At 66.8% G+C, this 13,522-nt stretch carries 18 protein-coding genes; 9 read left to right on the forward strand and 9 right to left on the reverse strand.

From position 1 onward, the window contains the following. The first annotated feature begins 29 nt into the window (after positions 1 to 29). Positions 30 to 644: a TetR/AcrR family transcriptional regulator gene (locus ACNQR1_RS29685; protein ID WP_418049154.1), complete on the forward strand. Its 615-nt coding sequence runs from the start codon at positions 30 to 32 to the stop codon at positions 642 to 644. Positions 645 to 664: 20 nt separating this feature from the next. Here the strand turns inward: ACNQR1_RS29685 and ACNQR1_RS29690 are convergent, their stop codons facing one another. Beyond that, entirely contained in the window at positions 665 to 1,216 is a 552-nt protein-coding gene (locus ACNQR1_RS29690; protein ID WP_418050554.1) for a CGNR zinc finger domain-containing protein, read from the reverse strand. Positions 1,217 to 1,308: 92 nt separating this feature from the next. On the opposite strand from ACNQR1_RS29690, the gene ACNQR1_RS29695 reads away from it, so the two are divergent. The 6 genes from ACNQR1_RS29695 (at position 1,309) to ACNQR1_RS29720 (ending at position 6,186) form a co-directional block, all read left to right on the forward strand. Continuing rightward, positions 1,309 to 2,346, forward strand: a complete 1,038-nt coding sequence (locus ACNQR1_RS29695; RefSeq protein ID WP_418049155.1) for an EamA family transporter — start codon at positions 1,309 to 1,311, stop codon at positions 2,344 to 2,346. Between the two features lie 25 nt (positions 2,347 to 2,371). Then, positions 2,372 to 3,034, forward strand: a complete 663-nt coding sequence (locus tag ACNQR1_RS29700) for a cutinase family protein (protein ID WP_418050555.1) — start codon at positions 2,372 to 2,374, stop codon at positions 3,032 to 3,034. Between the two features lie 25 nt (positions 3,035 to 3,059). Next, positions 3,060 to 3,740, forward strand: a complete 681-nt coding sequence (locus ACNQR1_RS29705) for a cutinase family protein (RefSeq protein ID WP_418049156.1) — start codon at positions 3,060 to 3,062, stop codon at positions 3,738 to 3,740. 87 nt (positions 3,741 to 3,827) lie between these two features. Further along, a complete protein-coding gene (locus tag ACNQR1_RS29710) occupies positions 3,828 to 4,481 on the forward strand; it encodes a cutinase family protein (protein WP_418050556.1) in 654 nt (217 codons plus the stop codon). A 109-nt stretch (positions 4,482 to 4,590) separates the two neighbouring features. Further along, on the forward strand, positions 4,591 to 5,238 hold the full coding sequence (locus ACNQR1_RS29715; protein ID WP_418050557.1) for a cutinase family protein: 648 nt from the start codon (positions 4,591 to 4,593) through the stop codon (positions 5,236 to 5,238). 63 nt (positions 5,239 to 5,301) lie between these two features. After that, the gene (locus ACNQR1_RS29720; RefSeq protein WP_418049157.1) at positions 5,302 to 6,186 is read left to right on the forward strand and encodes a hypothetical protein; all 885 of its coding nucleotides are present in this window, start codon (positions 5,302 to 5,304) and stop codon (positions 6,184 to 6,186) included. A gap of 259 nt (positions 6,187 to 6,445) precedes the next feature. On the opposite strand, the gene truA is transcribed toward ACNQR1_RS29720, so the two are convergent. The 8 genes from truA to infA form a co-directional block, all read right to left on the reverse strand. After that, positions 6,446 to 7,309, reverse strand: coding sequence for a tRNA pseudouridine(38-40) synthase TruA (gene truA / locus ACNQR1_RS29725; protein WP_418049158.1), 864 nt, complete (start codon positions 7,307 to 7,309; stop codon positions 6,446 to 6,448). Between the two features lie 16 nt (positions 7,310 to 7,325). Then, positions 7,326 to 7,874 (reverse strand): 50S ribosomal protein L17, encoded by a 549-nt coding sequence (gene rplQ / locus ACNQR1_RS29730; protein ID WP_418049159.1) that lies wholly within the window; start codon positions 7,872 to 7,874, stop codon positions 7,326 to 7,328. Positions 7,875 to 7,932: 58 nt separating this feature from the next. After that, complete coding sequence (locus ACNQR1_RS29735; RefSeq protein ID WP_418049160.1) at positions 7,933 to 8,985, reverse strand: DNA-directed RNA polymerase subunit alpha; 1,053 nt, start codon at positions 8,983 to 8,985, stop codon at positions 7,933 to 7,935. A 72-nt stretch (positions 8,986 to 9,057) separates the two neighbouring features. Then, a complete protein-coding gene (rpsD, locus tag ACNQR1_RS29740; protein WP_418049161.1) occupies positions 9,058 to 9,663 on the reverse strand; it encodes a 30S ribosomal protein S4 in 606 nt (201 codons plus the stop codon). A 14-nt stretch (positions 9,664 to 9,677) separates the two neighbouring features. Then, positions 9,678 to 10,091, reverse strand: coding sequence for a 30S ribosomal protein S11 (gene rpsK / locus ACNQR1_RS29745; RefSeq protein WP_004571524.1), 414 nt, complete (start codon positions 10,089 to 10,091; stop codon positions 9,678 to 9,680). A gap of 5 nt (positions 10,092 to 10,096) precedes the next feature. Beyond that, a complete protein-coding gene (gene rpsM, locus ACNQR1_RS29750; RefSeq protein WP_004571523.1) occupies positions 10,097 to 10,471 on the reverse strand; it encodes a 30S ribosomal protein S13 in 375 nt (124 codons plus the stop codon). Positions 10,472 to 10,698: 227 nt separating this feature from the next. Then, a complete protein-coding gene (gene rpmJ / locus ACNQR1_RS29755; protein WP_003879483.1) occupies positions 10,699 to 10,812 on the reverse strand; it encodes a 50S ribosomal protein L36 in 114 nt (37 codons plus the stop codon). 86 nt (positions 10,813 to 10,898) lie between these two features. Then, complete coding sequence (gene infA / locus ACNQR1_RS29760; RefSeq protein WP_003418601.1) at positions 10,899 to 11,120, reverse strand: translation initiation factor IF-1; 222 nt, start codon at positions 11,118 to 11,120, stop codon at positions 10,899 to 10,901. 332 nt (positions 11,121 to 11,452) lie between these two features. Here infA and ACNQR1_RS29765 point away from each other — a divergent pair, with 332 nt between their 5' ends. Both ACNQR1_RS29765 and ACNQR1_RS29770 read left to right on the forward strand, forming a co-directional pair. After that, positions 11,453 to 11,947 (forward strand): hypothetical protein, encoded by a 495-nt coding sequence (locus ACNQR1_RS29765; protein ID WP_418049162.1) that lies wholly within the window; start codon positions 11,453 to 11,455, stop codon positions 11,945 to 11,947. Between the two features lie 57 nt (positions 11,948 to 12,004). Next, positions 12,005 to 13,519: a flotillin family protein gene (locus ACNQR1_RS29770; RefSeq protein ID WP_418049163.1), complete on the forward strand. Its 1,515-nt coding sequence runs from the start codon at positions 12,005 to 12,007 to the stop codon at positions 13,517 to 13,519. Positions 13,520 to 13,522 lie beyond the last annotated feature (3 nt).

The raw sequence follows: 13,522 nt of genomic DNA on the forward strand, positions 1-13,522 counted from the left end.
ATTGATAGTCGGACACTATGCTCGCCTCTATGAGCTCCGTCAAGCCCCGCCGGCGCGATATCAGCGCAGCGCTCACGCGCACGGCAGTGCTCGACGCCGCGCGCCGCCTGTTCGTCACCAAGGGGTTCGAGGCCACGTCGATCGACGAGATCGCCCGGGCCTCGGAATCGAGCAATGGCGCCGTCTACCACCACTTTCGGGACAAGCAGGAGATCTTCGCCGAGGTCTTCCGCAGCGCCCAGGCCTCGGTGCTCCAAGCCGCCGTTGCCTCGATGCCGGCCGACACCACCGCGTGGCAACGGGTGGAGGTCGCGACGCGGGCTTTTCTGCGCGGTTATGTCGACGACGACGACGCCCGGATGCTGCTCCGGCAGGCCGTCGGCGTGTTGGGCTGGGACCGGGTCCGCGAACTCGACGAGGAAATGTCGCTGCCCCTGATCCGAGCTACGCTCGCCGACGCCATTGCAACGGGCGAAGCCGTGCCCGTTCCGGTCGCCACCGCTGCGGACGTCTTGTTCAGCCTGTTCTGCAATTCGGTACTGATCATCGCGGCCGGAAGCGATCCGGACCAGACCGCCAAGGACGTCGAAGCGGTCCTTTTCACGCTGCTGAGCGGCATGCGCTCAGCATCGGATGGCGCGTGAGATACGCGTAGAGGCCTGTTTCAGTCCTCGCGCTGCCGCTGCCGGTAGGCCGCGACGTGCTGGCGGTTACCGCAGTTGCCGGTGTCGCAGAAAATGCGGGAGCGGTTTCTCGACAGGTCGGTCAGCACCGCCTCACAGTCCGGCGCCGCGCAGATCTTGAGACGGCGCAGTTCACCGCCGCGGATCAGGTCGGCCAGTGCCATCGCCATCTCGGCGCCCATTCGCTGGGCGAGCGGATCGTCGACCGAGGCCAGGTGCAGGTGCCATTCCGGCATTTCCTTGTGCCGGGTCAACCACGGCGACGCCTTGGTGTCGCTCAGCAAGGCGTTGACCCGGCGGACGGTCTCCTCCTCGTCGTCGGCCACCGCCCAGATCTCCCCGACGCGCCTGCGCAGCGCGCGCACGGCCTCCAGTTCGGCGTCGTCGCGGTCACGCCGGCCGGTCCAGCCGAAGTCGTCCAGATAGGCATTCAGGTCGGCCTGGTCAGACAGTTGTTCGCCTTCTACCCGGTCGGTGTTCACCAACACCATGGCCGCCCGGAGCGTGAGCTCCGTGTCATAGGTAAAAAGCATTTGACTCATGACCCCCTGTCGCCGTAGGTTCAACCCTACTGTCATTACCATAGTCGATTTTACTCATGACAAGCTCCAGGGGAGGTGTACCGATGACTGCCGAAGCCCAGCTCGACCGCACGACCGCCGATAACCACTTCCGGCTCGGCCTATTGTTCGCCGTCAGCTCCGCGCTCGCGTTCGGCTCATCGGGCCCATTCGCCAAAGCCCTGATGGAAGCGGGCTGGAGCCCCACCGCCGCCGTCACCGCCCGCCTCGCCGGCGGCGCGCTCATGATGGCCGCTTTCGCCGGCATCGTCCGGCCCGGCTGGATCCGCGAGGTGCTCGGACACGCCAGGACCGTCGTCGGCTACGGCCTCATCCCCATCGCCGGCGCACAACTCTGCTACTACAACGCCGTCGCGCACCTTTCGGTCGGCGTGGCCCTGCTGTTGGAGTACACCGCGCCGATCCTGGTCGTCGGCTGGCTCTGGGCCACCACCCGGCACCGCCCCAGCGCCATGACCTTCGGCGGCGTGGCCGTCGCCATCGCAGGCATCGTCCTGGTGCTCGATGTGTTCAGCGGCGCCCAGATCAACCTCGCCGGTGTGACCTGGGGCCTGGCCGCCGCGGTATGTGCCGCCTGCTACTTCATGATGTCCAACAAGGCCAGCACCGACGGCGACGGGCTCAGCCCGATCAGCCTGGCTGCCGGTGGGCTGATCATCGGCACCGCGGCCGTGACGCTGCTCGGCGTCACCGGCGTCATGCCGCTGACCTTCACCACCAATCCCGTCACCATCGCCGGGCACACCACTGCCTGGCTGGTGCCGGTGATCGCGCTGGGCCTGATCCCCACCGCCCTGGCCTACACACTCGGCATCGTCGGCATCGCCAGGCTCAAGCCGCGGTTCGCCTCCCTGGTCGGGCTCTCGGAGGTACTGTTCGCGGTCCTGATCGCCTGGATCATGCTCGGTGAGGCCATGTCGGTGAGCCAGGCGATCGGTGGCGCGGTGGTCCTGGTGGGGTTGGCCGTGGCCCGCCAGGGCGACCGCAGCGAGCAGGCGGACCCCGAGACGGCGACTCAGGTCGCGCTCGCGACCTGGCCCGATATGGCGCTGCAGGAGACGTCCGAACGCACAATCGATTAGCCGCGGCTAAGCATTTTGTGTGACTATGTCCCCCGTGAGTCTCCTCCGGAAGTCGGCCCGGGCGGCCGCGATCGTCTCAACCCTGGTCAGCGCAGCTTTCCCGCTGGCGCTCGCCGCGCCCGCCACAGCCGAACCGTGCTCCGACATCGAGGTCATCTTCGCCCGGGGCACCAACGACGCGCCTGACCTCGGCAGGCCGGGACAGGCCTTTGCCGACGCGCTGCGCTCCCGGGTCGGCGGCCGGACGGTATCGACCTACGGGGTCAACTACCCGGCCAGTTACGACTTCCTGACCGCAGCCGACGGCGCCAACGACGCCGCAAACCGCATCGCCACGCTCGCGTCCTCCTGCCCGTCGACCCGCGTCGTGCTTGGCGGCTACTCACAGGGCGCCGCGGTCGTGGACATGCTGGCCGGCATCCCACCGCTCGGCAACCGGGTCGGAGAAGTCGGATCGGCACCGCCGCTGGCGGGTGACCTGGTCCCCCAGGTCGCCGCAGCGGTCGTCTTCGGAAACCCGTCGGCCAAATTCGGCATCCCGCTCACCTCGTCGGTCTTCGGCGGCAAGGCGATCGACATCTGCAAGGACGGGGACCCGATCTGTTCGCGGGGCCGGAACCCGTTCGCGCACAGCGACTACGTGGGCATGGCTGATCAGGCCGCCAGCTTCGTCGCGGGAATCGTCTAGTCAACAACAGACGTTAGGATTTGGTGTGGCTATTGATCTTGTTCGTCGCTGCACCGTGTTCGTGGCGGCAGCGCTCACCGCTGCTGCCGCCGTCGTCGCACCGGTTGTGGTGCCCACCTCCACCGCGGGGCTCGGCGTAGGCCTTCCCATGGCCAAGGCCGCGGACTGCCCCGACATCGAGGTGGTCTTCGCCCGCGGCACCAATGACACGCCGGGCCTCGGCCGGATCGGCAATGCGTTCGTCAGTTCGCTGCGCAACAAGGTCGGCGGCCGTTCGGTCGGCGCCTACGCCGTGAGCTACCCGGCCAGCTTCGACTTCCTGGCCGCCGCCGGCGGTGCCAACGACGCCTCCGGGCACATCCAGTGGATGGTGGACAACTGCCCCAACACCCGCCTGGTGCTGGGCGGGTATTCGCAGGGCGCCGCGGTGATCGACGTGATCGCCGCCGTCCCGTTCCCGGCCGTCGGCTTCAATGCGCCGCTGCCGCCGAACGTCCCCGAGCACGTCGCCGCGGTGGCCGTCTTCGGTAACCCGTCGGCCAAGCTCGGTTTGCCGCTGACCTCCAGCCCGGTCTACGGAGGCCGCGCGATCGACCTGTGCAACCCGGGCGATCCGATCTGCGGCGACGGCGACAGCGTGCAGGCACACCGGGCTTACGAAGGCCCGGCCAACGATGCCGCGAACTTCGTCGCCGGACTGTTGTAGCCGGTGTCCGCTACGATCGCTGAGGTGGTCGAACTTCCTAACCAGGGTCACCCAGGAAGCCATCTAGCGCCACTATTTCGGCGCTGGATCGGGGTGGCTGTCATCATCGCGGCGACCGTAGCTGTCCTGCCGGTCATCTCGGCTGTCCTGCCCGGTTCGCCGGCCGTCGCCAACGCCGCCCCGTGTCCTCCGGTCGAGGTGGTATTCGCCCGCGGCCGTACCGAACCCGCCGGCGTCGGCACTCTCGGGAACGCGTTCGTGAGCGCCCTGCGTTCCAAGGCCGACAAGAACATCGGCGTGTATGCCGTCAAGTATCCGGCCGACACCGAAGTCGACATCGGCGCCAATGACATGAGCGGCCACATCCAGTACATGATGAACAACTGCCCGGACACCCGGTTGGTGATCGGCGGGTACTCGCTGGGTGCCGCCGTCGCCGACGTGGTGCTGGCCGTTCCGTTCACCGGCTTCGGCTTCAAGACACCGCTGCCCGCGGGCGCCGACGGGCATATCGCGGCCGTCGCCCTGTTCGGCAACGGCGCCGCGTGGGTCGGTCCCATCACCCGGTTCAGCCCGGTCTACGCCGACCGGACCATCGAGCTGTGCCACGGCGCCGATCCGATCTGCAACCCCGCCGATCCGGACACCTGGAAGAACAACTGGCCCGATCACCTGGCCGGTGCCTACATCGACGGCGGAATGGTCAACCAGGCCGCGGACTTCGTGTCGGGACGCATCTGAGTCGGCCCCTGGCGATTGCCGGGATCAACTTCGTCGCCGGATCGTTGCCGGACCGCCACCAATTCTCGACGGCACCGAAAATACCATCTAACGCGTGATTGGCCGTCGGATGTCGGCCGCACTGATCACCGCTCTGACTGCCGTTGTGGTACCGATGACGGTGGCGCCCAGCATGATTGGCGTCGCAAAGGCCGCCACGTGCCCGCCGGCGGAGGTGGTGTTCGCCCGCGGCCGGATGGAGCCCCCGGGTCCCGGACAAGTCGGGGCCGCCTTCGTCAACGCGCTGCGCACACTGCGCGGCCCGAACGTCGCCCTCTATTCGGTGCGATACCCCGCCGACACCCAGGCCGACGTCGCCGCCAACGACATGAGCCGCCATGTGCAGTGGATGACCCGCAACTGTCCGAACACCCGACTCGTCCTCGGCGGATACTCGCTCGGCGCTGTCGCGACCGACCTGATTCTGGCGATGCCGATCTCGGCGTTCACCTTCAACAGCCCGCTGCCCAAGGGCACCGACCGGCACGTCGCGGCGGTGGCGCTGTTCGGCAACGGCGCCAACTGGGCTGCACCGATCACACTGTTGAATCCGGCCTACCAGAACCGCACCATCGACTTGTGCCACTCCGATGATCCGATCTGCAATCCGAGCAGTCCGTACAACTGGCGGGCAGGATGGCAGGATCACCTGGCGCCCGGCTACATCCGGTCGGGCATGGTGGCCCAAGCGGCCAGGTTCGTCTCCGCCCGCCTCTGAGGGCTGTGGACAACGTTCGTCCGGGGCTGCTCGATTGTCGGTAGACCCGCCGATGCTGACCTCGTGGACGAACAATTCCCGGACCCTTCTTCCGGCAATCAGCCCGGCCCCTTCCTGGGCAGCGACGCAATAACAGCCGGACTACTCACCGCCCACGATCTGCGGACGAGATATCGCGCCGTCTACCGCAATGTGTATCTCGCCGATGACGTCGCCCTCACCCCGGTGTTGCGGGCCCGGGCCGCCTGGCTGTTCGCCGGTCCCGACGCTGTTCTGAGCGGTATCTCGGCAGCTGCGGTGCACGGCGTCAAGTGGCTTGACGTCAACGCGCCGGCCGAGGTCGTACGGAACAATCGACGCGCGCCGGACGGGCTCCAGGTGCGCTCGTATGTCCTTGCCCCAGAAGATATTTGTGACGTGGACGGGATGCGGGTCACCACCGTGGCGCGGACGATGTTCGATCTGGGGTGGTTGCTGCCGTGCGCAGATGCCGTCCCGGTGTTGGACGCGTTGATGAACAATTCCGGAATCGAGCCGGAGACGGTGTGGTCGTTGGCCGACGCGAATCCAGGAATTCGAGGTATCGACCGCGTGCGGATGTCGCTTGCGCGGGCCGATGGCGGTGCCGAGTCGCCGCTTGAATCGCGAACTCGGCTACGGCTACGCCACACGGGCATACCGGGCCTGCAAACTCAGATCCCGTTCTATGACCAGTGGGGGTTGGTGTGGAACCGGGCCGCGATGGGCTGGCCTCGATGGAAGTTGGCCGTCGAGTGCGATGAGGAGAAGGACACAGCTGGGTACCGAGCGTGGGTGCACTCGCACACGGCTGAACTCGAATCGTACGACTGGGCCGTGGTCTGGGTGACCGAGTCGATGCTCTCAGGCCAGAACGACCTCGTCGAGCGGGTCCGGCGAAAGTTGTCGGCGGCCGCACGGCGCGGGTAGAACACCCACTGGGTTGGGACACTGCAGCGAGTGTGCATCCTGTTGCGGCAGATCGGCCAAACAATCGCAGCACCATACACATTCGTCGCAGGGCCTGGAAGATGAGTACACCTCGGGCACGGGAGCATCAGAGACCGAGGCGTGTCCAGTTCGCCTACGGTCAATGACGCTGCAGCGAGTGTGCACTCTTACGCGGTCGCGGGGTCTGAATCGAGAGGTGTGAGCCCACACTCCCAGCACCGAAGTGCAGGCCAGACACTCAGTCAACGGTCCGCACGTCACGGGTGATCAAGTTGCGTGCCTCGAGCTCGTTTTCGGCCGGATAATCGACCTGTACGAGCGTGAGTCCGCGGGCAGGTGCAGCGGCGAAATCACTGGACCTGCTCGTCTCACCCAACAGCCCCGCGGTCCACTCAGGCGGGCGCCTGCCCTCCCCCACCGCCAGCAGCGCACCGACCAGGGAGCGGACCATGTTCCAGCAGAAGGCATCCGCGGTGACGTACGCCGTCACGTAGAAGCCGTCGCGGACCCACTCCAGCCGCTGCAGGTCCCGGATGGTGGTCGCCCCGGGACGGCGGCGGCAGAACGCCGCGAAATCGTTGAGCCCCACAAGTTCCCGTGAAGCAGCGGCCATCGCGTCGAGATCCAGGGGCTTCGACCACGGCGTGACGTACCGTGCTTCGGCCGGCTCGACCCCGTAGGGTGCGAGACTCAGTCGGTAGGTGTAATGCCGGCGCAGCGCCGAGAACCTCGCGTCGAAACCCGCAGGCGCCCGGACGATGTCGCGGATCCGGACGTCAGTCGGCAGCAGCCGCGCCAATCGCCGGACCAGCGGGGTGAATTCGGCATCGGCGGGGCGGGTGGTCCGCGGGTACGCGTGTGGAAGCGCGTCGGCGGGGACGTCGACATGGGCGACCTGGCCGGTGGCATGCACCCCGGTGTCGGTACGGCCCGCGGTGCGTGTCACCACCGCTGTCCGGAACACGGTCGAGAGCGCCTCGTCGATCACCCCGGCGACCGTGCGCTGACCGGCCTGCGTCGCCCAGCCGGCGAAATCGGTCCCGTCGTAGGCGATGTCCAGGCGCAAACGAACATGCCCGCCACCGGAATCGATGGCGGGCATGTCGTTCAATGCCTGGTTAGGACTTGGCTTCACCCTCAGAAGCCGCCTCATCGGCCGGAGCCTCGTCAGCAGCGGCCTCTTCGGTTGCCTCGACCTCAGGAGCCTCGGTGGCCTCTTCGACCGCGTCCTCGGCGGGAGCTTCGGCCTCGGCAGCCTTGGCCTGCGCGGCGGCGGCGCGACGAGCGCGGTCCGCCTCGGAGGTCACGGTCTTCTCCCGCACCAGCTCGATGACAGCCATGGGGGCGTTGTCGCCCTTACGGTTCTCGACCTTGATGATGCGGGTGTAGCCACCCTCGCGATCGGCGAAGAAGGGACCGATCTCGGCGAACAGGACGTGCACGACGTCCTTGTCACGGATCTTCTTCAGCACCTCGCGCCGGTTGTGCAGCTCACCCTTCTTGGCGTGGGTGATCAGCTTCTCGGCGTACGGACGCAACGCCCGGGCCTTCGGCTCGGTCGTCTTGATGCGACCGTGCTCGAACAGCGACGTGGCCAGGTTGGCCAGGATCGCCTTCTGGTGTGAGGACGACCCGCCGAGGCGGGCACCCTTTGTGGGCTTGGGCATTGCGACTATCTCCTAAATGGGGCCGGTCCCCGTATCAGGTAGGACCGGGACGGATTCTTTAAAGCTGCTCGGTCTCGGCGTAGTCCTGGTCAGCGTCCAGGTCGTAGCTGGCATCGCTGGTCCAGGTGCCGGTGGCGGCGTCGTAGCCGGCAACCTCGGACGGATCGAAGGTGGCCGGGCTGTCCTTGAGCGAGAGACCCAGCTGGTGCAGCTTGATCTTCACCTCGTCGATGGACTTCTGGCCGAAGTTACGGATGTCCAGCAGGTCGGACTCCGTGCGGGCCACGAGCTCGCCCACCGTGTGCACACCCTCGCGCTTGAGGCAGTTGTACGAACGGACGGTCAGGTCCAGATCGTCGATCGGCAGCGCGAAGCTGGCGATGTGGTCTGCCTCGGCCGGCGACGGGCCGATCTCGATGCCCTCGGCCTCGACGTTGAGTTCCCGTGCCAGGCCGAACAGTTCGACCAGGGTCTTGCCGGCCGACGCCAGGGCGTCCCGCGGGCTGATCGAGTTCTTGGTCTCGACATCGAGAATCAGCTTGTCGAAGTCGGTGCGCTGCTCGACGCGGGTGGCCTCCACCTTGTAGGTGACCTTGAGGACCGGCGAGTAGATGGAATCGACCGGGATACGGCCGATCTCGGCGCCCGACGCCTTGTTCTGCACGGCGGGGACGTAGCCGCGGCCGCGCTCGACGACGAGCTCGACCTCCAGCTTGCCCTTGTCGTTCAGGGTGGCGATGTGCATGTCCGGGTTGTGCACCGTCACACCGGCCGGCGGGACGATGTCACCGGCGGTGACCGCACCCGGGCCCTGCTTGCGCAGGTACATGGTGACCGGCTCGTCCTCCTCGGAGGACACGACCAGGCCCTTGAGGTTCAGGATGATGTCGGTGACGTCTTCCTTCACCCCGGGGACGGTGGTGAACTCGTGCAGCACACCGTCGATGCGGATGCTCGTGACCGCTGCGCCCGGGATGGACGACAGCAGCGTGCGCCGCAGCGAGTTACCCAGCGTGTAACCGAAACCGGGCTCCAAGGGCTCGATGACGAACTTGGAGCGGTTGTCGGCGAGGGTTTCCTCGGACAGGGTGGGTCGCTGAGAGATCAGCATTGTGTTTCTCCTTCTCGGCACCCGCTATTTGATGCCGTCTGGGTACCTACCGGCCGGGTGGCCGGTAAGTCATTACTTCGAGTAGAACTCGACGATGAGCTGTTCGGTGAGCGGCACCTGGATCTGTGCGCGCTCGGGCAGCTGGTGCACCAGGATGCGCTGACGCTCCCCGACGACCTGCAGCCACGACGGGATCGGACGCTCACCCGCGGTCTGCCGAGAAACCTCGAACGGCAGGGTGTTGAGCGACTTCTCCTTGATGTCGATGATGTCGTACTGCGACACCCGGAAGCTCGGGATGTTCACCTTGACACCGTTGACGGTGAAGTGGCCGTGGCTGACCAGCTGACGGGCCATCCGGCGGGTACGCGCCAGGCCGGCGCGGTACACCACGTTGTCCAGCCGGCTCTCCAGGATCTGGAGCAGGTTCTCACCCGTCTTGCCGGCCTTGCGGTTGGCCTCTTCGTAGTACTTGCGGAACTGCTTCTCCAGCACGCCGTAGGTGAAGCGAGCCTTCTGCTTCTCCTGCAGCTGGGTGCGGTATTCGCTCTCCTTGATCCGCGCGCGGCCGTGCTGGCCGGGCGGGTAGGGGCGCTTCTCGAAGGACTGATCTCCGCCGACCAGGTCGACGCCGAGACGACGCGACTTGCGGGTGGCGGGTCCGGTATAACGTGCCATTTTCTAGATCCTCCCTAGACCCGGCGCCGCTTGGGCGGACGGCAGCCGTTGTGCGGCTGCGGAGTGACGTCGGAAATCGCGCCCACCTCGAGGCCTGCGGCCTGCAGCGAGCGGATGGCGGTCTCGCGGCCCGAACCCGGACCCTTCACGAACACGTCGACCTTCTTCACGCCGTGCTCCTGCGCCTTGCGGGCAGCGTTCTCGGCGGCCAGCTGTGCAGCGAACGGGGTCGACTTACGCGAACCCTTGAAGCCGACGTGACCCGACGACGCCCAGGCGATGACGTTGCCCTGGGGATCGGTGATCGAGACGATCGTGTTGTTGAACGTGCTCTTGATGTGTGCGGCGCCGTGCGGGACGTTCTTCTTTTCCCTGCGACGGGTGGTCTTACCGCGCTTGGCGCCCGCGGCCTTCTTCGGTGGTGCCATCGGGGTTACCTAGCCTTCTTCTTGCCGGCGATGGTGCGCTTGGGGCCCTTGCGGGTACGCGCGTTGGTCTTGGTCCGCTGGCCGCGCACCGGCAGACCACGGCGGTGCCGCAGGCCCTGGTAGCAGCCGATCTCGATCTTGCGGCGAATGTCGGCCTGCACCTCGCGGCGCAGGTCACCCTCAACCTTGAGGTTGCCTTCGATGTAATCGCGCAGAACGGTCACCTGATCGTCGGTCAGGTCCTTGGTGCGCATGTTCTTGTCGATGCCCGTCGCGGCGAGGATCTCGTTCGAACGGGTACGGCCGATGCCGTAGATGTAGGTCAGCGCGATCTCCATGCGCTTGTCGCGCGGAAGATCGACGCCCACGAGGCGTGCCATGTGGCGGTATTCCTTCTTCTCTGCAGAGGTCTGGTCCCAGCCCGTTCCCATCAGCCCCTAAGGACTCTCCGGGGTCCGGCCTCCGTTCCGGACGTGAATGCTCGCGCGTGGCTCGCATCGCAGGTGAGCGGCCCTGTTACGTCTTTTGTGGCGCTTGGCGCGCCGGGCAACTCAGTGGTGCTGGGAGTTCATCATTCAGTTGTCGTGTGCCGTCCCTTACGGGACGATCAGCCCTGGCGCTGCTTGTGGCGCGGATCGCTGCAGATCACCATGACCCGCCCATGCCGGCGGATCACCCTGCACTTATCGCAGATGGGCTTGACGCTCGGGTTCACCTTCACGGCTGTTTCGATCCTTCTGGCTCTATTGGTGTCGTGCACATGCGCACGTCACCGGTCTCGTCGTTACTGGTCGGGCTTCTATCGGGTCACTTGTACCGGTACACGATGCGGCCCCGGGACAGGTCGTAGGGAGATAGCTCCACCACTACGCGGTCCTCGGGCAGGATGCGGATGTAGTGCTGCCGCATCTTGCCGCTGATGTGGGCCAAGACCTTGTGTCCGTTCTCCAGCTCAATGCGGAACATCGCATTGGGCAGAGGTTCGACCACGCGACCCTCGACCTCGATGGCACCGTCTTTCTTGGCCATGCTGTTCGGCGATCCTTGCTTTCGTTTCGTAGCTTCATCAGTCTCAATGCAGCCCGTCGTGGTGCTGCCGGCGACCGACTTAGCGACGTGAGCCGGATCGAGACGAAATTGCAGAAATTCAGCAGTTCCAAGACGGGGCACGCAAAAAGTCGGCACGATAGCCGCACCGTTGGTCCACAATACCCGCTCGACGGCCTGCGCCAAAATCACGGCTGAACAGCTCCGGGCGCCGGATACCTCCACCGAAATTTGGTGCGCGGCGAAGCCCCGGATCAAGCGAGAATGGTACGGACTGATCCGCTGACCCGGCGAACGGAGACCACGAGCACGTGATGGCTGTGTACCTGGCCGCGTTCGTCGTCGGCGGCATCGCTGTCCTGGCCGCCCTGCTGCTCGCCGATGTCGGGCACGGGGACGGTATGCCCTTCCTGAGCCTGACCGGTCTGTCGGTCGCCCTGCTCGGCGCCGGCACCGGGGGCCTGATCGGCACCTGGCTGGGGCTGGGCAGCGTCTGGAGCGCAGCGCTCGCGGCCGCCTGTGCCGTCGTACTCGTCTTCGCCCTCAACGGACTGTTGCTGCCCTACATGCGTCGTCAGCAGTCCAACTCGCACCGCGGCCGCTCCTCCTATGTCGGTCTGCTCGGCACGGTGACCCTCGAGGTCCCGCCGGGCGGCTGGGGCGAGGTCTCCTTCGTCGACCCCGACGGCAACCGCGTGTTCTCCCGCGCCAAGAGCGACGAGACCGCCGCGCTACCCAAGGCCAGCCGCGTCTACATCGCCGACATCGACCCGGACTTCGTCCACGTCGTCGCGGTTCCGGAGACCTGAGCTGTTCGAGAAACCTGAGCTGTACCCGAGCACTGACCCACCGAGAAAGGCACCACAGTGTCCCTGCTGCTCATCGTCGTCCTCGTCGCCATCGCCGCGATCCTGATCCTGGTGGTGCTGCCGTTGGTCTATGTGAAGAACTACATCAAGGTGCCGCCCAACGAGGTGGCCGTGTTCACCGGACGCGGCACGCCCAAGGTGGTCCGCGGCGGCGCCCGGTTCCGGATGCCGGGCATCGAACGGGTCGACATCATGAGCCTGGAACCGTTCAACGTCAGCATCAACCTGCAGAACGCACTGTCCAACAACGGTGTGCCGGTCAACGTCGAGGCGGTCGGACTGGTCCGCATCGGCTCGGCCGACGAGGCCGTGCAGACTGCGGTGCAACGCTTCCTGACCTCCGACCTCAACGAGCTGCAGCGGCAGATCAACGAGATCCTGGCCGGCAGCCTGCGCGGCATCACCGCGACCATGACCGTCGAGGACCTCAACTCCAACCGCGACAGCCTGGCCCGCAGCGTGGTCGAGGAGGCCGGTGGCGACCTGGCCCGGATCGGCATGGAGGTCGACGTCCTCAAGATCGCCGGCATCTCCGACGCCAACGACTACCTCAAGTCACTCGGTCAGCGCCGCATCGCCGAGGTCAAGCGGGACGCCACGGTCGGCACCGCCGAGGCCGAGCGCGACGCCCAGATCCAGTCGGCGAAGGCCCGCCAGGAAGGTTCCATCGCCCAGGCCGAGGCCGACACCGCGATCGCCACCGCCAACCAGAAGCGCGATGTCGAACTGGCTCGGTTGCGCGCGCAGACCGAGGCCGAGAACGCCCAGGCCGACCAGGCCGGACCACTGGCCAACGCCCGCGCCCAGAAGGACGTCGGCATCGCGATCGAGCAGGCCGAGGCGGCCCGTGTGCAGGCCCGCATCGAGGTGGAGCAGCGTCGCGCCGAGCAGGCGCAGGCCGCCCTGCAGGCCGACGTGATCGCGCCCGCCGAGGCGAAACGACAGGCCGACGTCGCGATCGCCGAAGGTCAGCGTCAGTCGTCGATCCTGGCCGCGGAGGCCGCTGCCGAGACCGAACGGCGCAAGGGTCAGGCCGAGGCCGACGCCCGCAAGGCCGCCGCCGACGCCCTGCGGGTCGAGAAGCAGGCCGAGGCCGACAGCCTGCAGGCCAAGTTGGTCGCCGAGGCGGCCGGTAAGAAGGAACTGGCCGACGCGCTGCGCGTCGAGCAGCAGGCCGAGGCCGCCGGTATCGAGGCCAAACTGCTGGCCGAGGCCAACGGTAAGAAGGAGATCGCCGCGGCGCTCAACGGCTACACCGCCGACGCGGCGAGGCTGCTGATGCTGCCCGACGTGCTGGCCTCCGTGGTCAAGGCGACCGAGGCGGCCGCCTCGCCACTGGCCGAGATCGAGCGGTTGTCGATCATCGGTGGGTCCCGTGACACCCAGGACGCGGTCGGCGGCCTGCTCGGCATCAGCCCGCTGGCGGTGGCCAACATCCTGGAGTCGCTGAAGGCCTCGGGCATCGACGTGGCGTCCATGCTCAACCGGGACGGGCAACCCGCCGACAACTGACGA

This window comes from Mycobacterium sp. 48b (assembly GCF_048282725.1).
Classification (GTDB): domain Bacteria; phylum Actinomycetota; class Actinomycetes; order Mycobacteriales; family Mycobacteriaceae; genus Mycobacterium.